Raw genomic sequence first — 19366 nt, forward strand, 5'->3', positions numbered from 1 at the left:
CTAGTCAATGGCCTCCAATACCCTGCGTCCTGCCAACCAGCCCCGCGCCAACACGCCCCGCGTACTGGCTCCTGAGCCGGTATTGGAGCCCGTGGCCGCCCCGGAGCCGCAGCCCCAGCCGGCCCCGCGCGCGCCCCGGCCGCCCCGCCCGCCGCGCCCCGAGCCCGAGAAGCGCAGCTCCTGGAGCGTGTTTTCGCTGCTGGAGCGCGTGACGCGGGTAGATGGCCTGTTCCGGGAGGGGCTGCCGGTGCGCTATCTGCCCAAGCTGCTGTTCATCATGTTCCTGACCCTGGTGTACATCGGCAACACGCACTACGCCACTCGCATGAACCGCAGCATTCAGAAGCTGAAGGTGGAAACCGAGGACCTGCGCGCCGACTACACCACTCTGAAATCGGACTACATGGAGGCCAGTAAGCAGAGCGAGGTGGCCCGCAAAGTGGCCGCCTACGGGCTGGTGGAAAGCTCCTCGCCGCCGTTCCGCATCACCGTGCCCGCCGGCCACCTCGACGAGGCCGAGCTGGATATGCTGCCCGTACTCACGGCCGACTCGGTAGCCGCACTGGTGGCCCGGGCCAAGGCCGACTCCCTGCGCCGCGTGGCCGGCCCCGCCGTGGGCGACACCGTGGAAATCGGGGCCCCGCCCGTGCCCATCGGCACTGATGCCACCGGGGAGCCGCTGTCTGACACTGAAACTTCCAATCGTTCCGCAACGCCTCGCCGCAATGAAAGGAAACGTTAAAAAAAGCATTGTAACCCGCGTCCGGCTGGCATTTCTTGGCGTGTGCCTGTTTTCGGCGGCCATTGTGTGGCGCGTCACGCAGGTGCAGTTCAAGGAAGGAGCCAAGTGGAGCGCCCTGGAGCAGGAGCGCCGCATTGTGTACCAGCCGGTGTTTGCCACCCGCGGCAACATCTACTCCGATAACGAGAGTATCATGGCTACTTCGCTACCCTTCTACCGGGTGGCTTGGGACCCCAGCGTGGTCAGTGAAGCGCTGTACCAAGCAAAGGCAGATTCATTGGCGCTGCTGTTGTCCCGGTTTTTTGGTGACCGAACCAAAGGAGAGTACCTAAGCCGACTAGGCCGTGCCCGGCGGGAGAAAATGCGTTACCTGCGGCTGAACTCCCGCCAGATCAACTTCCAGGAGAAGAAGGAGCTGGCCCAGTGGCCCATTTTCCGGGAAGGCAAAAACCGGGGTGGGGCTATTTTTGAGAAAGTGGACAAACGCTTCCGGCCCTTCGGCGGGCTGGCCCAGCGCACCATCGGCTTCATTAATGAAGACAAGAACGGGGCGGGCCTGGAGTTTACCTTCAACAAGCACCTGGCCGGCAAGGACGGCGAGGCCCTGTTTGAGCGCCTGCCCGGCGGCAACAAGCCCATCTACGACGGTACCGAGGTGAAGCCCCAGCCCGGCTACGACATCAAAACCACCCTCGACATCAACCTGCAGGACGTAGCCGAAAATGCCCTGTACAAGTCATTGGTAGTGAATAATGCCCAGTACGGTACGGTGATTTTGATGGAGGTGAAAACCGGCGAAATCAAGGCCGTGGCCAACTTGGGCAAGGTGGCCGAGGGCGTGTACCGCGAAGATTACAACTACGCCATTGCCGACCAGGGCCGCACCGAGCCGGGCTCTACCTTCAAGCTGGCGTCCATGATGGCCGCCTTCGAGGAAGACCCCGATTTACAACTTACCGATACCATCAACACCGGCAACACCGGCTCCAAAAAGATTGGCGGGGCCGTGAAAACCGACTCGCACCCCTACGGCCGCATCACGCTGCAGCAGGTGTTCGAGAAGTCGTCGAATATTGGGGTGGCGATGCTGGCGGATAGGGTATTTGGCCGCAACCCCAGCAAGTACACCGATTACCTCAAGAAGTTCGGGCTGGATAAGCCGCTGGGCTTCCAGATGGCCGGCGAGGCCCGCCCCTATATCAAAGACCCCCAGGACCGGAGCTGGAGCCGCACTTCGCTCACCACCATGAGCATCGGCTACGAGCTGAAGCTGGCCCCGCTGCAGACGCTGGCCTTCTACAACGCCGTGGCCAACGGTGGCGTGAAGGTGCAGCCCATCATCGTGAAGGAAATCAAGCAGGCTGATAAGGTGCTGGAGCGGTTTGAGACGCAGGTGCTCAATCCCAAAATCTGCTCTGATGAAACCCTGCAGAAGGTGCGCGCCATGATGGAAGGCGTGGTGGAGCACGGCACCGCCCGCGGCATCCGCACCGCCGACTACCTGATGGCCGGCAAAACCGGCACGGCCTGGAAGTTCAAGAACGGGGCCTATACCAAGGTGTACTCCACCAGCTTCTGCGGCTACTTCCCGGCCGACAACCCCAAGTACTCGTGCATTGTGGTGGTGGACTCGCCCAAGAACGGCCGCATCTACGGGGCCGACGTGGCCGCGCCCGTGTTCCGGGAGCTGGCCGACAAGGCCATGGCCCGCGACGCCGCCTCGCAACGGCCGCTGCTGGCCCGCGCACCGGTGCATAAGTCGCGGGTGCCGCTGGTGCAGGCCGGTATGCAGGACGAGCTGAGCATGATGTTCTCGAAGCTGGGCGTCACCCACGACGGGGCCGTTTCGGGCGAGGACTGGGTGCGCACGTCCCTGAACGACTCAGATAAGGAAACCCTGACCCTGAAGCCGATGGCCGTGCGCCCCGGCCGGGTGCCCAACGTGCAGGGCCTGACCCTGCGCGACGCGCTGTTTCTGCTGGAAAACCGCCGGCTGCGAGTGCGCTCCGTCGGCAGCGGCCGGGTGAAGGCCCAGTCGGTGGCGGCGGGCTCGGTGGCCCGGCCCGGTACCACGGTGGTACTGCAGCTGGAGCCCATTGGCGGCCGCCCCACCGCCCCGGTGCCGGTAGTACTGCCCGGGGCCGAAGCGCCCGAAACGGCCGGCCTGCCCCAGCCGAAGCCCGCCACGCCGCCCCCCGCGGCCCGGCCGGTAGCTACGGCCCCCCGTTTGGCCCCGAAACCCGCACCGACCAGGCCCTCCCCGCCGAAAAAAGAAACGGCCGCCGCTAGGGTGAAGGCCCGGCCGAAAGCCTAGCCGGCGGGACTCCTTTTCCTGATTTCCTGCGCCGTGAGGCGCGTACTCGTCAACTCTTTGCTTTGAATACGCTGCATACATCCCTTTCCGCCCTGTTGCCCGCCGTACCTGTTCTGGCCCAGCACGGGCCGGCCGAGGTAGCCCTCACCGGCCTCACCCTCGACTCGCGGCAGGCCGGACCCGGCATGGTGTTTTTTGCCCTGCGCGGCACGGCTACCGACGGTCACCAGTTCATTCCGAAGGCCGTGGGCCAGGGCGCGGCCGTGGTGGTGTGCGAGGAGCTGCCCGCCGAGCTGAATCCGGCCACTACCTACGTGCAGGTGCCCGATTCGGCGGAGGCCATGGCCCGCATGGCGGCCGAGTTTTACGGCCACCCCTCGCGCAAGCTGCACCTGGTGGGCGTAACCGGTACCAATGGCAAAACCACCTGCGCCACCATGCTGCACAAGCTGTTCCGGGAGCTGGGCTACCACTGCGGGCTGCTGAGCACGGTACAGAATCAGATTGACGAAGAAGTAATTCCGAGCACCCACACCACGCCCGACGCCATTCGGCTGAACGAGCTGCTGGCCCGCATGCTGAAGGCCGGCTGCACGCACGTATTTATGGAGGTGAGCAGCCACTCAGTGGTGCAGCACCGCGTAACGGGCCTGCACTTCGCCGGCGGCATCTTCACCAACCTCACCCACGACCACCTCGACTACCACGGCACCTTCGACAACTACCTGAAGGCCAAAAAGGGCTTTTTCGACATGCTGCCGAAGTCGGCCTTTGCCCTCACCAACGCCGATGACAAGCGCGGGGCGGTGATGCTGCAGAACGTGCGCGGCCGGCGCGAAACCTACTCGCTGCGCGGCAACGGCACGTTCCGGGGCAAGCTCATCGAAAATGCCGTGCACGGCCTGCACCTGGAAGTGGACGGCCGTGAGGTACAGTTCCGTCTCATTGGGGTGTTCAACGCCTACAACCTGCTGGCTATTTACGGGGCGGCGGTGCTGCTGGGCGAGGAGCCCACCGAGGTGCTCACCGTGCTGTCGGGCCTCACGTCGGCCCCGGGCCGGTTCGAGCCCATTGTGTCGCCGAAAAGCCGCATTACCGGCATTGTGGACTACGCCCACACGCCCGATGCGCTGGAAAATGTGCTCCAGACCATTGCCGACATTCGCCAGCCCAGCCAACAGGTGATTACCGTGGTGGGCTGCGGCGGCAACCGGGACGGGGCCAAGCGCCCCATCATGGCCCGGCTAGCCGCCGAGCTATCGGACCGTGCCGTGCTGACCTCGGACAACCCCCGCTTCGAAGACCCCAACGAAATTCTGGCCCAGATGCAGGCCGGTGTGCCCGCCGAGGCGCTGGGCAAGGTGCTCACCATCACCGACCGGCGCGAAGCCATCAAAACCGCCGTGGCGTTGGCGGGCCCCGGCGATATTGTGCTGGTAGCCGGCAAAGGCCACGAAACCTACCAGGACGTGCAGGGCGTCAAGTCCGACTTCGATGATAAGCACGTGCTGGCCACCATGTTTGACCTGCTGGGGAAATAGGCCGAGTCATTGCGAGCAGAGTGAAGCAATCCGTCCTTCGCTCCGTTCCGCCCCTCGTTCTACTGAAACTCTCCGGGAAAAAGGCTTTTGAATGGGTCGATTCTGGGCACTGCGAACAGGAAGGATTGCTTCGCTCCGCTCGCAATGACAGAAAACCTCCTTTGACTGCCACCCAAAAAACCGAATCTTTGCAGCTTGGACTACCTCTGACTGCCAACTGCTGACCTCGCGCCATGCTGTATTACCTCTTTAACTACCTCTACAAAACGTATCACCTGCCGGGCACGGGCGTGTTTCAGTACAGCTCGTTCCGGTCGGCGCTGGCGGTGGTTACCTCGCTGATTATTGCCCAGTACTTCGGCGCTCCGCTGATTCGGTTGCTGCAGCGCCAGCAGATTGGCGAGTCGATTCGGGACCTGGGGTTGCAGGGGCAGATGGAGAAGAAGGGTACGCCTACGATGGGTGGCCTCATCATTCTGCTGGCCATTCTGGTGCCGGTGCTGCTGTTTGCCAAACTCGACAACATCTACATCGTGCTGATGCTGCTGAGCACCGTGTGGCTGGGCCTCATCGGTTTCGTGGACGACTATATTAAGGTAGTAAAGAAGGATAAGGAGGGCCTAGCCGGGCGCTTCAAAATTCTGGGCCAGGTGGGCCTGGGCATTACGGTGGGCTGGGTGCTGTTTTTCAGCAACGACGTAACCGTGCGCCAGTACGCGCTGCCCAACGGCACCTTCTCGGCCGTGGATGCCAGCTCGGTGTACCAGGATGTGAAGCTGATGATTACCACCGTGCCCTTCCTCAAAAACAACGAGCTGAACTACGGCGACCTGTTTGCCACGGCCGGCGACTTCTTCAACGAGTACTACGCTTTCTTCTATATTCCCATCGTCATCGTCATCATTACGGCGGTAAGCAACGGGGCCAACATCACCGACGGCCTCGACGGGCTGGCGGCGGGTACCTCGGCCATCATCGGTATTACGCTGGCCATCTTCGCCTTCGTGAGCGGTAACGCTCTGCTGGCCGACTACCTCGACATCATGTTCATCCCGAACTCCGGGGAGCTGGTCATCTTCTGCGCCGCGTTTGTGGGGGCCTGCGTGGGCTTTCTGTGGTACAACTCATACCCGGCCCAGGTATTCATGGGCGACACCGGCTCGTTGGCCATCGGCGGCATCATTGCCGTGCTGGCCATCATCGTGCGCAAAGAGCTGCTGATTCCGGTGCTGTGCGGGGTGTTCCTGATTGAAAACCTCTCGGTGATGGTGCAGGTGAGCTACTTCAAATATACCCGCCGCAAATATGGCGAAGGCCGCCGTTTGCTGCGCATGTCGCCGCTGCACCACCATTACCAGAAGCTGGGCTACCACGAATCCAAAATCGTGTCGCGCTTCTGGATTGTGGGGATTATGCTGGCGGTGCTCACGCTGGTAACCCTGAAACTTCGCTAATCCTGCGGAGTAATGAGTAGTGCGTATTGAGTAGTTAGTATAATCAGGAAGTGTTATCCTGATTTCTTGCTGCCTGACGCTACGCACTGTACTCACTACTAAGTACCCAATACTCAATACTGAAAGAATGCACTACGTCATTTTAGGAGCCGCCGAGAGTGGGGTAGGGGCTGCGCTGCTGGCGCAGGCCAAGGGCCACACCGTGTTTGTGTCCGATAAAAGCCCCATTCAGCCCGCCTACAAGCAAAAGCTGGAGGCGGCCGGTATTCCCTTCGAGGAAAACCAGCACACCTTGGAGCAGGTGCTGGCGGCCGATGAGGTGGTGAAAAGCCCCGGCATTCCGGAAAAGGCCCCCGTGATTCAGGCCCTGCGCGAGAAGGGTACGCCCATCATTTCCGAAATTGAGCTGGCCGGCCGTTACACCCAGGCTAAGTGCATCTGCATTACCGGCACCAACGGCAAAACCACCACCACGCTGCTCACCTACCACCTGCTGAAGGAAGCGGGCTTGAAGGTGGGCCTGGCCGGGAACGTGGGCTACTCCCTGGCCGAGCAGGTAATTGCCGACCAGTACGACTACTACGTGGTGGAACTGAGCTCCTTCCAGCTCGACGACACGTACGATTTCCAGCCCTGGATTTCGGTGCTGCTCAACATCACCCCCGACCACCTCGACCGGTACAACTACTCGCTGGAAGCCTACGCTCTGGCCAAGCTGCGCATCATGCGCAACCAAGACAGCACCGGTCACTTCATCTACAACGCCGACGACGAGAACATCCAGCGCTACTTTCAGGCGGCACTACGACCGGTGCGGCAGCTGCCGTTCAGTCTGCACCACCGCCCCGACTACCATTTGGGTGCTTACTACCTGGACGAAGCCCGCGTGTGTGTGGACTTGCAGCCGGGCTACTTCAACGATACGGAGCAAATCAGCACGGCTGCCTCGCCCCTGATTGGGCAGCACAACCGCCAGAATATACTGGCCGCGCTGTTGTGCGCCCGGCTGGCCGGCGTGGGCTGCGAGCAGATTGAGCAGAACCTGGCGACCTTCCACAACGCCGACCACCGCCTGCAGCCCGTGGGCGAAATAGGCGGGGCCCGCTTCATCAACGACAGCAAGGCCACCAACGTGGAAGCCGCCTGGTTTGCCCTCGACGGCATCCGCCAGCCCATCGTGTGGATTGCCGGCGGCACCGACAAGGGTAACGACTACTCCTCACTCATTCCGTTGGCTCAACACCGGGTGAAAGCCCTGATTTGCCTGGGCCTCGATAATGAGAAGCTCAAAGCAAGCTTCGGCGGGGTAGTGCCACACCTGGAGGAAACCCGCAGTATGACCGACGCCGTGCAGCGCGCCGCTGCCCTGGCTGCCCCCGGCGACGTAGTGCTGCTCTCACCCGCCTGCGCGTCGTTCGATTTATTCCGAAATTACGAAGACCGGGGCCAGCAGTTCGCCCAAGCCGTGCAGCAGCTTACCGATAACCAAACCAACGAAGAAGCCAACGAATAGCGGAACGTCATGCTGAGCGCAGCCGAAGCATCTCTCCCGCTTCGTTGGATTACCATTGCTACGAAGCAGTAGAGATGCTTCGGCTGCGCTCAGCATGACGTTCGGTTAACTCACTCATTCATCCTTTCACCACTTCACCGCCTATGGAACGCATTACCACTTGGCTCCGGCAAAATCTGAAGGGTGACCCCGTGCTGTGGGGCATCGTGTTGCTGTTTTCGTTTATCTCCATTGCGGTGGTGTACTCGGCTACGGGCACGCTGGCGTATAAAAAGATGGGCGGCAACACCGAGTATTTCCTCATCAAGCACACGGGCCTGATCTTCGTGGGCCTGTTCTTCATGTGGCTGGCCCACCGCATCGACTACCGCTACTACTCCCGTCTCTCGCTTTACGCCCTGCTGGCCTCGGTGCCGCTGCTGCTTTTTACCTACTTTTTTGGGGGCACTACCTTCAATGATGCTTCCCGTTGGTTAACCATACCAATTATTAACCAAACGTTTCAGCCCTCCGACTTGGCCAAATTGGCGCTGATCTCACACTTAGCCAGTATGCTCAGCCGTCGTCAACAACACGTTGATGATTTCAAAACCACCTTGCTGCCCGTAATGCTGTGGGTGGGTGCCATTTGTGGGCTGATTATCCTGTCGAATGCCTCCACAGCGCTGCTGTTGTTTGCTACCTGCCTGTTGCTGATGTTCATTGGCCGGGTTCCGCTCAAGCAGATGGTGGTAATGGTAGCTATTGGGGTTGTAGTGGGCGGAGTGGGTTTGGCCTCTGGTCAACGATTGAAAACAGTAAAGTCGCGGATCGAGAATTTCACCGATAAGAGCAAACCCGTACCCTTCCAGTTGGAACACGCCTACATTGCCGAGGCCACCGGCGGTGTTTTCGGTAAGGGCCCCGGCAAGAGCACGGAGCGCAACATCATGCCCCACCCGTACTCCGACTTTATCTACGCCATCATCATTGAGGAATACGGCCTCGTGGGGGGCGTGGTGGTGCTGTTCCTGTACCTAGCCTTTCTGTATCGGGGGCTGAAAACGGTGATGAACAGTTACGGCGCGTTCGGGGGGCTGCTCTCGGCGGGGCTGAGCTTTAGCTTGGTGCTGCAGGCCATGGTAAACATGGGCGTGGCCGTGGGCCTGGGCCCAATTACGGGTCTGCCACTGCCCTTGCTGAGCATGGGCGGCACCTCTCTCATCTTCACGGGTATCAGTATCGGCATCATTCTGGCCGTGAGTCGGGGCGAGCGGGAAATCCGTCCCATGGTAGGCGAGCCCGCTGATACTGCCCGCATCCCGCGCGCAACGCAGTACGCCTAGCTGGTTTTTAGTTTTTAGTTGATGGTTTCTGGCCTCTTTATGAGAGGAAAGAGCCAAAAACCAAAAACCACCAACCAAAAACCAAATTCCATGAAACTAATCATCAGCGGCGGCGGCACCGGGGGGCACATTTTCCCGGCCGTGGCTATTGCCAACGAAGTGCGCCGCCGCCACCCCGAAGCCGAAATCCTGTTTGTAGGGGCCAACGGCCGCATGGAAATGACCCGCGTGCCCGAGGCTGGCTACAACATTGTGGGCCTGGATATTGCCGGTTTGCAGCGCAGCCTTACGCCCAAGAACCTGCTGTTCCCCATCAAAGTGATGCGCGCCGTGCGCAAAGCCGGCAAAATCATTGAGAAATTCCGGCCCGACGCGGTGGTAGGAGTGGGGGGCTATGCCTCGGCGCCGGTGCTCATGGCCGCCACCTCCCGCAGTATTCCAGCCCTGATTCAGGAGCAGAACTCCTACGCCGGCCTCGTGAACAAGCTGATGGCCCGGCGCGTGCAGCGCATCTGCGTGGCCTACGATGGTATGGAGAAGTTTTTTCCCGCCGACCGGCTGGTGCTCACCGGCAACCCCGTGCGTACTGAAATTGCCGATGGTCAGCGCAACGAGGCCCTAACGTTTTTCGGGCTGGATGCCAACCGGCCGGTGCTGCTGGTGATTGGGGGCAGCCTGGGGGCCCGCACGCTCAACCAGGCCACGGCCGCCGCGCTGCCCCGCCTGCGCGATGCCGGGGTGCAGCTCATTTGGCAAACCGGCAAAACCTACTTCCCCGAAGCCGAGAAACAAGCCGCTCCCTTCGCCGCCGACAACCTGAAGGCCCTGGAGTTTGTGCGCCGCATGGATTTGGCCTACGCCGCGGCCGATGTGGTGATTTCGCGCGCCGGGGCCCTGTCGGTGTCGGAGCTGTGCCTCACGGGCAAGCCCTGCATCCTGGTACCTTCACCCAACGTGGCCGAAGACCACCAGACCAAAAACGCCCTGGCCCTCACCCAGAAAGATGCCGCCATACTGGTGCGTGACGCCGAGGCCGGCGTTCAGCTCTACGACGAGGCCCTGGCGTTGCTGCAGAACCCCGCCCGCCAGCAGCAACTGGCCGCCAACATTCGCCAGCTGGCCTACCCCCGGGCCACGGCTACCATCGTGGACGAGCTGCTCCGGCTGCTGCCCGCCCGCTCCTGACTTCTAACTCCTAAGCTTCTGGCTCCTTGAAAAAATACGTCTTCTTCCTCGGTATTGGTGGCATCGGTATGTCGGCGCTGGCGCGGTGGTTCCGGGCCAACGGCTATGAGGTAAGCGGCTACGATAAAACGGCCACGCCCCTCACCGAAAAGCTGGCCGCCGAAGGCATTGCCGTGCACTACGAGGATGCCGTGGAGAATATTCCGCTGGCCGTGCGCGAGAACCGCGAGCAGACGCTGGTAGTCCTGACGCCTGCCATTCCGAAAGACCACCAGGAGTGGGCTTGGCTGCGGGAGCAGGGCTATGACATTCAGAAGCGCAGCCAGGTACTGGGTGTGCTCACCCAGGGCCGGCCCACCATTGCCGTGGCCGGCACCCACGGCAAAACCACCACCAGCAGCATGGTGGCCCACCTGCTACACCACGCCGGTGTGCCCTGCGCCGCCTTTCTGGGTGGCATCAGCGTGAACCTGGGCTCCAACCTGCTGTTGCCCGAACAACCAACAACGAGCAACGAACAACCAGCCACTGACATCCCCGTGGTAGTGGAAGCTGACGAGTACGACCGGAGCTTTCTGACGCTGTTCCCCACGGTGGCCATCGTCACCAGCACCGATGCTGACCACCTCGACATCTACGGCCATAAGGATGCCCTAGTGGAGTCGTTCCGGCAGTTTGTGGGCCAGATTCAGCTCGGCGGCACGCTCATCATCAACCACACCGCCGACCCCAGCGTGGCTGCCGCCGTGCCGGCCGGAGTGCGCGTCATCCGTTACGGCCTTTCGCCAGAGCAGGGGCCCGAGCTGTACGCCGACGATATTACCGCCCAGGGCCACCAGTTTCGGTTCAGCCTGCACGGCCCGCAGGGGGCAGTCGAAGGGCTGACGCTGGCCGTGCCCGGCTACCACAACGTGGAGAACATGCTGGCCGCCGCCTGCGTGGCCCAGCTTTACGGCCTCTCAGCCGGGCAGCTGCGCGCGGCGGTGGCGGCCTACCAGGGCGTAAAGCGCCGGTTTGAGTTTGTGCTTACCGCTGGCACGCCCGCGGCGCCTAAGGTGTACGTGGATGATTATGCGCACCACCCACGCGAAATTGAAGCCTTTCTTCGTTCTCTGCGCGCCCTGTATCCGGGCCGCCGGCTGCGGGTGCTTTTCCAGCCCCACCTGTTCAGCCGCACCCGCGACTTTGCTCCGGGATTTGCTGAAAGTCTGAGTCTTGCTGACGAAGTGGTGTTGCTTGATATCTACCCGGCCCGCGAGATACCCATGCCCGGCGTTACGTCGGAATTGATTTTATCCCAAATCACAGCGCCAGAAAAATCTCTGCAGACGAAAGAAGAAATTTTGCGGAATGCCGAAACCAATCCGAATTTTGACGTATTAGCCACCGTGGGTGCCGGGGACATCGACCAACTTGTTCCTCGTTTAAAGAATATTTTGGATATTCGCTGGAATGGAGCTGAAGCGTAAAGCCAACAACCTACTTTTTGCTACGGGCTGCCTGCTGGTGCTGGTGGGCCTGGGTGCATTTGCCGCTTTCCGGCAGGCCAACCGGCCGGTAGGAGGGGTTTCCGTGTCCATCAGCAACGAGTTCAATAACTTCTTTATCAGTGAGCGGGAAGTAACCAGCCTGCTCACCCGCCACGGCCAAGACCAGTTGGAAGGCGCCAACCCAGCCGATATCAACCTGAAGGAACTGGAAGGCCGCCTGAAAGCCCACAGCTTTGTGAAAGATGCCCAGGTGTACCGCGACCTGGCCGGTAATCTGCACGCCGACGTGCGCCAGAACCGGCCCATTGCCCGCCTCGTACACGCCGACTCCCGCCAGGACAGCTATTTGGACGCTGAAGGTCATAAGTTGCCCCTCTCGCCCCTGTTCACGGCCCGGGTGGTGCCTATTTCTCGCGTGGGCGGGCAGCCACTGTCAGCAGGCTTTTTTCAGGACAGCGCCGGAGCTCAGTACTTGGAGTTTTTGCGCTACATCGACGAAAAACCATTTTGGCGCGCCCAAGTTGCGGAGGTATTTGTAAGCCCTGCGGGTAAGATATCCTTCACCCAGCAAGTGGGCGACCAACGAGTAGAATTTGGCTTTCCTGAGAATATTTCGGAAAAATTTGCGAAACTGATGGTATTTTACCGTCAAATTCCCCCGGTACTCGGGTGGGACACGTACCACCGCGTCAACGTCGAGTTCAAAGATCAGATAATCTGCGAATAAAAATATTCGTCTAAAACGCTAACTTAAAGCGCCTTAGACAACCCTTTCCTGCAACCAACCGCAACTCTCTCGCCCCTCCTCCCATGCAACACGATAAAATTGTAGTCGGCCTCGACATTGGTACCACCAAAATTTGCGTACTGGTTGGACGCAAAAATGAGTTTGGCAAACTCGAAATTCTGGGCATGGGCAAAGCTGTGTCGGAAGGCGTGGTGCGCGGTATCGTGTCGAACATCGACAAAACTGTGGATGCCATCAAGAAGGCTATTCGGCAGGCGGAGGAACAGTCAGGCATCAATATTGGCGTGGTGAACGTGGGTATTGCAGGCCAGCACATCAAGAGCCTGCAACACAACGGCAGCATCACGCGCGCTTCGGTGGACAACGAAATCACCCAGGCTGATGTGGAGCGTCTCACCAGCGACATGTACCGCTTGGTAACGCCCCCCGGCTCCCAGATCATCCACGTAATGCCGCAGGATTACAAGGTTGACTATGAGGAAGGGATTCTCGACCCCGTAGGGATGTCGGGTGTGCGGCTGGAGGGCAATTTCCACATCATCACGGCGCAGAGCACGGCTATCAACAACATATACAAGTGTGTGACGAAAGCCGGGCTGGAAATCGACAATCTGATTCTGGAGCCGTTGGCTTCTAGCATGTCGGTGCTGTCTGATGAGGAGAAGGAAGCAGGTGTGGCCCTGATTGATATTGGCGGCGGCACTACCGACTTGGCCGTGTTCAAGGATGGCATCATTCGTCATGCAGCAGTGCTGCCCTTCGGTGGCAATATCATTACCTCCGACATCAAGCAGGGCTGCCTGGTGATGCAAAACCAAGCCGAGCAGCTTAAGGTAAAGTTTGGCAAAGCCATTGCGGAGGAAGCCTCCGAATACGAAATCGTAAGCATTCCTGGCCTGCGCGACCGGGCTCCGAAAGAAATTAGCCTGAAAAACCTGGCCTACATCATTGAGGCCCGGATGGAGGAAATCATCGAGCTGGTGTACGCCGAAATTCAGCGCCTGGGCTTCCAGGATAAGCTGGCGGCCGGTATTGTACTCACGGGCGGCGGTTCTCAGCTCCAAAATCTGGTGCAGCTGGCCGAGTACGTAACCGGTATGGATACGCGCATCGGCTACCCCAACGAGCACTTGGGCAAGAGCAAAATTGAGGCTGTGAAGTCGCCGATGTACGCCACTACGGTGGGGTTGGTGCTGGCTGGCTACCGCTCCCTCGATGACCGCAACAACCAGCGTGGCTACGACGAGCCGGAACAGAACTACTACCGGGCTGCGCCTGAGCCGCGCCCGGTTGCAGCTGCTCCCGCAGCTCCGCAGCCCGTTGCGCCCCAGCCGCAGCAAGCTGCCCCGCAACCCGCGGCAGAGCCCGCCAAAAAATCGTCGGGTGCCGGCGACTTTTTCCAGAAGATCATCAGCCGCACCAAAGGGTTGCTGATTGATGACTTCGACGACAAACAGTACTAAATGTCAATTAAGAATTGTGAATTAAAAATTAAAAATGAGCACTGATTTTGGACGTGCGGCAAGTGAATTGCGCTCAATTTTTAATTCATAATTTTTAATTTTTAATTGACTCAGCACATGAATTTTACTTTCGATATTCCGGCGCAGTCCCGGTCCATCATTAAGGTGATTGGCGTAGGTGGTGGTGGCTCTAATGCCGTCAACCACATGTTTAGCCAAGGCATTAAGGATGTAGAGTTTGTCATCTGTAATACTGATAAGCAGGCGCTGGCTTCGTCGACAGTGCCCAACCGTCTGCAAATCGGTGCCGACCTCACGGAAGGTCTCGGCGCTGGGGCCAACCCTGAGCGTGGTAAGCAAGCCGCCATTGAGAGCCGGGAGCAAATCCGCGAACTGCTCAGCAACGGTACCAAAATGGTGTTTATTACGGCCGGTATGGGCGGCGGTACCGGCACTGGGGCCGCGCCCGTAATTGCCAAAGTGGCCAAAGAGCTGGGTATTCTTACGGTGGGCATCGTAACGGCTCCCTTCATGTTTGAGGGGAAGAAGAAGCGTCAGCAGGCGGAGCACGGCATCAAGGAGCTGAGCGACAACTGTGATACGGTGCTGGTTATTCTCAACGACCGGCTGCGCGAGATTTTCGGGAACCTGCCCATCCGCTCGGCTTTTGCCAAAGCGGATAACGTGCTGAGCACAGCGGCCAAATCCATTGCCGAGATTATTACCGTTACGGCCGACGTGAACGTGGACTTTGAAGACGTGAAAACCGTCATGAAGGACTCGGGAGCGGCCGTAATGGGCAGCAGCATCACGGAGGGCGAGAACCGTGCCCAGCGGGCTGCCGAGGAGGCACTGGCTTCGCCGCTGCTCAACAACACGGATATTCACGGTGCCCAGAAAATCCTGCTCAGCATCATGTCGGGTGACCAGGCCGAGCTGGAAATGGATGAGCTGACCGAAATTACGGAGTACATCCAGGAGAAGGCGGGCCAGAATGCCGAAGTTATCTTCGGTCACGGCATCGACCCCACGCTGGGCCAGAGCATCCGGGTAACGGTTATTGCTACCGGCTTCGCCCGCGACGCCCACAACATTACTAATGTGGTGGCCCGTGAGCCGGAAACTGCCATTGCGCAGCCCGATCCTCAGATCAACATTTTTGACAAGGACCGGCAGGATGCTGCACCCACTCCGGTAGTACCGTCTTTTAGCACGCCTGCACCGGTAGCTGCCGACCCGCAGCCAGTGACGCAGTACATCCTCGACGCTCCGGCCCCGCAAAGCTACGAGCCTTCGGTTGTGTCGGCCCCGTCGATGCCGGCCGCGGAGCCCGTACTGTCGCAGCAGCCTGCGCCGGCGCAGCAACCGGTTACCACGCACCACCTGCCGCGGCCTTCGCTGGATGCCCGCGCGGAGGAGCGGCGGCAGCGGCTACAGGCACTCAGCAACGGGTTGAGCAACGATGCTATCAAGGATCAACTGGAAACTCCTGCCTACCTGCGGCGGCAGGTGAAACTGGAAAATGTGGTGCCCTCCTCGGAGCAAAACATCAGCCGCTTCAATCTGTCCGACGACAACGAATTGCTGGGTGACAACCGTTTCCTGCACGATAACGTGGACTAATTTCCTCATGAGGTTCTACTCAACAAAAAGCCCCGGCGAGAAATCGTCGGGGCTTTTTGTTGAGTATATTTAATGAACGGACGGAGCTACTGAGTCGGCCGGAACGGTGTCTTGGGGCCAATGGTCAGGGTTGGCGGCTTCGTGGTCGGGGCTGAGGGTGCGGCCGTTGCCAGGACGAGGACGCAGGGTGCAACTGGCCAGTAACGACGAGGCCAGTAGGAATGATATTAGGATTTTCATGAGGCAGGGGAGAGGTTAGAGTAGGAGCGTAGCCGGCGGTTCAGTGGTTCTTCAATACCATAGTGAATGAGAACAGCCAAGACTATCAGAAGACCAAAGAGAAGGAACCCGTTGGCGGTGATATGAGTGGCCAGCCAGTTGTGTACCACGCCCATGTGGATCAGGTAGAAAACGTACGAGCTTTTGCCAAGCGTTTGGAGCAGTGGGATAGATAGCAACTGGCGCAGCCTTGTCTCTTCTGTTAACAGGCCCATGAAGAATACGAGTATACCGCCGGGCAGTGCTACATTGTTCAGGACTACGCCCAGCGGGTGCTCCTGTCCGTAGGTGTAGCCGCCTTTTATCAGCACCATTCCGGCTACGCAGGTTCCCATGATGGCTAAGCCCGACAGAGTACGCAGGCGCCGGTGGCTGCCGGTAGGTAACAGCCGTTGCTGGTAGAGAATCGCTAACTGGATACCCGCATAGAACTCGAAACAGCGGCCTAGGAAGGTGAACAGCAGCATAAACTTAAAATTGCCGAACAGACCGTGCAGTGCTGTGTAGTATGGCGCGCACACGACTACTAGAGCAATGCCCAGCCCCAGCAAACCGAACGGCTGCGCCCACACTAACCGGGGAAACCGCCGGGCTAGCACAAAGACCAACGGAGCCAGCAGGTAGAAGCATTCCTCAACCGTGAGGGACCAAGCCTGCGCAATGCCGATGTACTTGGTTTGATCAAAAAAGGCTTGCGTAAGCGTCAGGCTTTGAAGTAGCTCTGGCAGATAAAACGTGCCCTGCTGCCGGGAAACGGCGTACGTGAGCAGCGTCAGTAACAGGTAGACGGGGTAGATGCGCGCCCACCGGTTGCGCAGGTAGCACACCCACTGCCGGGGCTGCATCAGCGGCAGTGCGGCGTAGCGGAGCGTAATCAGGAAGCCACTCAGCACAAAGAAGATGGGTACGCCCACGTGAAATTCCATCACCAGTGCCGCCAAAGGAGCCAAACCCGGCTTGCTGGCGAAGGGATTGAAATGGTGCAGGTACACCAAGTACGCCGCCACTGCCCGTATACCGGTGAAGGCCGGCAAATACGTAGCGGCAGGCGACGCAGGACCAAATCGGGAAGTAGAAGAAGAACGAAGCAGCACGTAGCGAAAGGATGAGCCGCCAAACCTACTGATTTTTGGAAGCTACTGCCGGAATGGGTCCGAAAAACGCTTGTCGGTGAGGAAAGTGGAGTCGGTGAGTGTTTTCAGGAAAGCAACGAGCTGGGTTTTCTCCTGCGTGGTGAGGTCGAGGCGGGTACCGTTAGGAGTGTTCGACAACAGCACATTGGGGTCGACGCCGGGGCTGCTTACTTGTATATGCTCGTTGTAGTGGTCCAGTACCTGTTCCAGGGTCTGGAAGCGGCCGTCGTGCATGTATGGTGCCGTTTGAGCAATATTCCGGAGGCTGGGCGCTTTAAACTTGCCCCGGTCGGCCGCCACGCCGGTTACGCCTCCCCGGCCAAGGTCGGTAAAGGTGGCGTCGAGGCCGTTGTTGAAAAAATCGGGGGAGGTGAACAGGCCGTTCTCGCTGATGTGGCAGTGATGACAGGCTCCGCCCCGGATGTAAATGCCGCTGACCTCGCCCGGGTGGTTGTTGAACAGCGCCGCGCCGGCCCGCTCCGTTGGCGACAAGGAAATCTCTTTGCGCAGGTACCGGTCGTAGCGGGAATTGGCCGAAATGAGGGTGCGCTCAAACTGGGCCAGGGCTTTCAGCACATTATCCTCCGTGATAGTGCTACTGCCAAAGGCCTTTTGAAACAGAGGAGGGTAGAGTTCGGTTTTCTGCAGCCTGCGCACACCATCGGCCAAAGACTGGTGCATTTCCACGGGGTTTTCAATAGGAATGCGGGCCTGGGTTTCCAGTGAGGTAGCTGCGCCGTCCCACGTGAGCGTTTTCTCCCAGAGCAGGTTCACCAGCGACATGGTATTGCGCGGATGCGGCCGGCCGTCGGCCCCGATGGCCCGGACCTGGGCATCGGTAAAAGCCCGGCTCTGCTGGTGGCAACTCCCGCACGATTGGGTGCCATTACCGGAAAGCTGCACCTCGTAGAACAACTTCCGGCCTAGGTCCACGCCCTCGACCGTCAGCGGGTTATCAGAAGGCACCGTGGCGTTCTGGGGCAGGTTGGCCGGCAGCGTCAACGGGTAGGGCGTGGTGACCACCGGGTTTTGCTCACCGGTGGGGCTTTTGTCGCCGCAGCCCGCCAGCCAAGCCAACGCCGTCGGTAGCAATAGGAAAACCGTACGAAAGCGTGGGAACAGCTGCAGCATACCGAAGCGAAACAAAGTCCTGCTTGAAGATACAAGTTCCGCCTGAACAGTGCCCGTTGGGCTGCCAGTTCCTGGTAACCCGCCGCCGCGTATTTTTGGCCGGCGCATCAGTCATTGCTCTCTATGAAGCTTCGCTTAGCGGCATTGCTTGCCGAATACCGGATACAGCTGCTGTACCTGGCCCGATGGGTAGCCCTGGCCGCTGCGGTGGCGGTGCTGGCGGGCACTGCTTCGGCCGGTTTTCTGGTGGCGCTGGAGTGGGTAACTGCCTGGCGGGAGGCGCACCGCTGGATAATTGCGCTGCTACCGGTGGGCGGGCTGCTGGTGGGTAGTTTGTACTACTATCAGGGCCGCAGCGTGGAAGCCGGCAACAACCTCATCCTTGATGCCATTCATCAGCCCCGGGTTAAAGTGCCGCTGCGGATGGTGCCGCTGGTGCTACTGGGTACGCTACTGACGCACTTGTTTGGTGGATCGGCGGGGCGGGAGGGTACCGCCGTGCAAATGGGCGGTGCCTTGGCCGACCAACTGCCGGGCTGGCTGCGGCTGCGTGCCCGGGAACGGCCGGTTCTGCTGATTGCGGGCGTCAGTGCGGGGTTTGCTTCTGTATTTGGTACTCCGCTGGCTGGAGCGGTGTTTGGGCTGGAGGTCTTTTTGCTGGGCCGAATCCGGTACCACGCGCTACTGCCCGCGTTTCTGGCCGCCGCCGGAGCCGATTTGGTAACCCGAGCTTGGGGAGTGGGGCACACCGCCTACCCAGTACTGCTGCCCCCGGCTACGACTTTGCAGCATCTGTTGCTGGCCGTGGGGGCTGGGTTGGTATTCGGGGTAGTAGCCCGCACGTTTGCCGCCGCCACGCACTTGGTTGGGAATGCCGCGAAGAGCTGGATTACCTGGCCGCCCCTGCGGCCGGTAGTAGGTGGGGCCGTGCTGGCCGTGCTGGTATGGCTGCTAGGCACTACCGATTATATCGGGCTGGGCGTTCCGACCATTGTGGCAGCTTTCCAGGGACCTTTGCCGCCGTACGCCTTTGCCCTGAAGCTCCTGCTGACGGCCCTGACACTGGGAACGGGTTTCAAGGGAGGCGAGGTGACACCCTTATTTTTCATTGGGGCAGCGCTGGGTAATGCCCTGGGGCTGTTTGTGCCATTGCCGCTGCCACTGCTGGCCGGTATGGGGTTTGTAGCCGTTTTTGCCGGGGCTGCCAATACCCCGCTAGCCTGCACCCTGATGGCCATGGAGCTGTTCGGGAGCGGCTGTGGGCTATATGTCGGGCTAGCCTGCGTAACCAGCTATCTGTTCTCGGGGCACCAGGGTATCTACGGCGCACAGGTGATAGGGGAGCCCAAACACCGCCGCTGGCTGCGGCAGCAGGGTCAGCCGCTCCGCAACCTGTAAACCAGCCGGTAGGCTGTCATTCTGAAG

15 protein-coding genes are annotated in these 19366 nt (G+C 60.0%); 12 read left to right on the forward strand and 3 right to left on the reverse strand.

The window, feature by feature from the left end:
• Positions 1–7: 7 nt before the first annotated feature.
• The 11 genes from LF252_RS01700 (at position 8) to ftsZ (ending at position 15398) form a co-directional block, all read left to right on the forward strand.
• On the forward strand, positions 8–742 hold the full coding sequence (locus tag LF252_RS01700; RefSeq protein ID WP_226266681.1) for an FtsL-like putative cell division protein: 735 nt from the start codon (positions 8–10) through the stop codon (positions 740–742).
• Complete coding sequence (locus tag LF252_RS01705; protein ID WP_226266683.1) at positions 726–3056, forward strand: penicillin-binding protein; 2331 nt, start codon at positions 726–728, stop codon at positions 3054–3056. Before LF252_RS01700 ends, LF252_RS01705 begins: the two co-directional genes overlap by 17 nt.
• A 71-nt stretch (positions 3057–3127) precedes the next feature.
• On the forward strand, positions 3128–4597 hold the full coding sequence (locus tag LF252_RS01710) for a UDP-N-acetylmuramoyl-L-alanyl-D-glutamate--2,6-diaminopimelate ligase (protein WP_449555721.1): 1470 nt from the start codon (positions 3128–3130) through the stop codon (positions 4595–4597).
• 233 nt (positions 4598–4830) lie between these two features.
• Positions 4831–6051: a phospho-N-acetylmuramoyl-pentapeptide-transferase gene (mraY, locus tag LF252_RS01715; protein WP_226266687.1), complete on the forward strand. Its 1221-nt coding sequence runs from the start codon at positions 4831–4833 to the stop codon at positions 6049–6051.
• 127 nt (positions 6052–6178) lie between these two features.
• Positions 6179–7564 carry a UDP-N-acetylmuramoyl-L-alanine--D-glutamate ligase gene (murD, locus tag LF252_RS01720; RefSeq protein WP_226266700.1) on the forward strand — a complete coding sequence of 462 codons (1386 nt, stop codon included), beginning with the start codon at positions 6179–6181 and terminating at the stop codon, positions 7562–7564.
• Between the two features lie 143 nt (positions 7565–7707).
• Positions 7708–8889, forward strand: a complete 1182-nt coding sequence (locus LF252_RS01725; protein ID WP_226266702.1) for an FtsW/RodA/SpoVE family cell cycle protein — start codon at positions 7708–7710, stop codon at positions 8887–8889.
• 90 nt (positions 8890–8979) lie between these two features.
• Positions 8980–10074: an undecaprenyldiphospho-muramoylpentapeptide beta-N-acetylglucosaminyltransferase gene (gene murG / locus LF252_RS01730; protein ID WP_226266704.1), complete on the forward strand. Its 1095-nt coding sequence runs from the start codon at positions 8980–8982 to the stop codon at positions 10072–10074.
• A gap of 26 nt (positions 10075–10100) precedes the next feature.
• On the forward strand, positions 10101–11543 hold the full coding sequence (murC, locus tag LF252_RS01735; RefSeq protein ID WP_226266706.1) for a UDP-N-acetylmuramate--L-alanine ligase: 1443 nt from the start codon (positions 10101–10103) through the stop codon (positions 11541–11543).
• The gene (locus tag LF252_RS01740) at positions 11527–12291 is read left to right on the forward strand and encodes a cell division protein FtsQ/DivIB (protein ID WP_226266708.1); all 765 of its coding nucleotides are present in this window, start codon (positions 11527–11529) and stop codon (positions 12289–12291) included. The genes murC and LF252_RS01740 overlap by 17 nt, the downstream gene beginning before the upstream one ends.
• Before the next feature lie 83 nt (positions 12292–12374).
• Positions 12375–13775, forward strand: a complete 1401-nt coding sequence (gene ftsA / locus LF252_RS01745) for a cell division protein FtsA (protein WP_226266710.1) — start codon at positions 12375–12377, stop codon at positions 13773–13775.
• Between the two features lie 117 nt (positions 13776–13892).
• Positions 13893–15398, forward strand: a complete 1506-nt coding sequence (gene ftsZ / locus LF252_RS01750) for a cell division protein FtsZ (protein WP_226266712.1) — start codon at positions 13893–13895, stop codon at positions 15396–15398.
• A gap of 69 nt (positions 15399–15467) precedes the next feature.
• Here the strand turns inward: ftsZ and LF252_RS01755 are convergent, their stop codons facing one another.
• The 3 genes from LF252_RS01755 to LF252_RS01765 are packed head-to-tail and all read right to left on the reverse strand — an operon-like array spanning position 15468 to position 17941.
• The gene (locus LF252_RS01755; protein ID WP_226266723.1) at positions 15468–15638 is read right to left on the reverse strand and encodes a hypothetical protein; all 171 of its coding nucleotides are present in this window, start codon (positions 15636–15638) and stop codon (positions 15468–15470) included.
• Entirely contained in the window at positions 15635–16771 is a 1137-nt protein-coding gene (locus tag LF252_RS01760) for an acyltransferase family protein (protein ID WP_226266725.1), read from the reverse strand. The genes LF252_RS01755 and LF252_RS01760 overlap by 4 nt, the downstream gene beginning before the upstream one ends.
• A 42-nt stretch (positions 16772–16813) precedes the next feature.
• Complete coding sequence (locus LF252_RS01765) at positions 16814–17941, reverse strand: cytochrome-c peroxidase (protein WP_226266727.1); 1128 nt, start codon at positions 17939–17941, stop codon at positions 16814–16816.
• A gap of 123 nt (positions 17942–18064) precedes the next feature.
• On the opposite strand from LF252_RS01765, the gene LF252_RS01770 reads away from it, so the two are divergent.
• On the forward strand, positions 18065–19339 hold the full coding sequence (locus LF252_RS01770) for a chloride channel protein (protein ID WP_226266729.1): 1275 nt from the start codon (positions 18065–18067) through the stop codon (positions 19337–19339).
• Positions 19340–19366: the final 27 nt, after the last annotated feature.

Origin of the sequence: Hymenobacter pini (assembly GCF_020421205.1) — a bacterium.
Classification (GTDB): domain Bacteria; phylum Bacteroidota; class Bacteroidia; order Cytophagales; family Hymenobacteraceae; genus Hymenobacter; species Hymenobacter pini.

What these genes read in the sequence shown, in the direction of transcription:
- LF252_RS01700 (WP_226266681.1), top strand. Translation starts at nt 8, where the DNA reads ATGGCCTCCAATACCCTGCGTCCTGCCAACCAGCCCCGCGCCAACACG.
- LF252_RS01705 (WP_226266683.1), top strand. Translation starts at nt 726, where the DNA reads ATGAAAGGAAACGTTAAAAAAAGCATTGTAACCCGCGTCCGGCTGGCA.
- mraY (WP_226266687.1), top strand. Translation starts at nt 4,831, where the DNA reads ATGCTGTATTACCTCTTTAACTACCTCTACAAAACGTATCACCTGCCG.
- murD (WP_226266700.1), top strand. Translation starts at nt 6,179, where the DNA reads ATGCACTACGTCATTTTAGGAGCCGCCGAGAGTGGGGTAGGGGCTGCG.
- LF252_RS01725 (WP_226266702.1), top strand. Translation starts at nt 7,708, where the DNA reads ATGGAACGCATTACCACTTGGCTCCGGCAAAATCTGAAGGGTGACCCC.
- murG (WP_226266704.1), top strand. Translation starts at nt 8,980, where the DNA reads ATGAAACTAATCATCAGCGGCGGCGGCACCGGGGGGCACATTTTCCCG.
- LF252_RS01740 (WP_226266708.1), top strand. Translation starts at nt 11,527, where the DNA reads ATGGAGCTGAAGCGTAAAGCCAACAACCTACTTTTTGCTACGGGCTGC.
- ftsA (WP_226266710.1), top strand. Translation starts at nt 12,375, where the DNA reads ATGCAACACGATAAAATTGTAGTCGGCCTCGACATTGGTACCACCAAA.
- ftsZ (WP_226266712.1), top strand. Translation starts at nt 13,893, where the DNA reads ATGAATTTTACTTTCGATATTCCGGCGCAGTCCCGGTCCATCATTAAG.
- LF252_RS01755 (WP_226266723.1), bottom strand. Translation starts at nt 15,638, where the DNA reads ATGAAAATCCTAATATCATTCCTACTGGCCTCGTCGTTACTGGCCAGT.
- LF252_RS01765 (WP_226266727.1), bottom strand. Translation starts at nt 17,941, where the DNA reads ATGCTGCAGCTGTTCCCACGCTTTCGTACGGTTTTCCTATTGCTACCG.
- LF252_RS01770 (WP_226266729.1), top strand. Translation starts at nt 18,065, where the DNA reads ATGAAGCTTCGCTTAGCGGCATTGCTTGCCGAATACCGGATACAGCTG.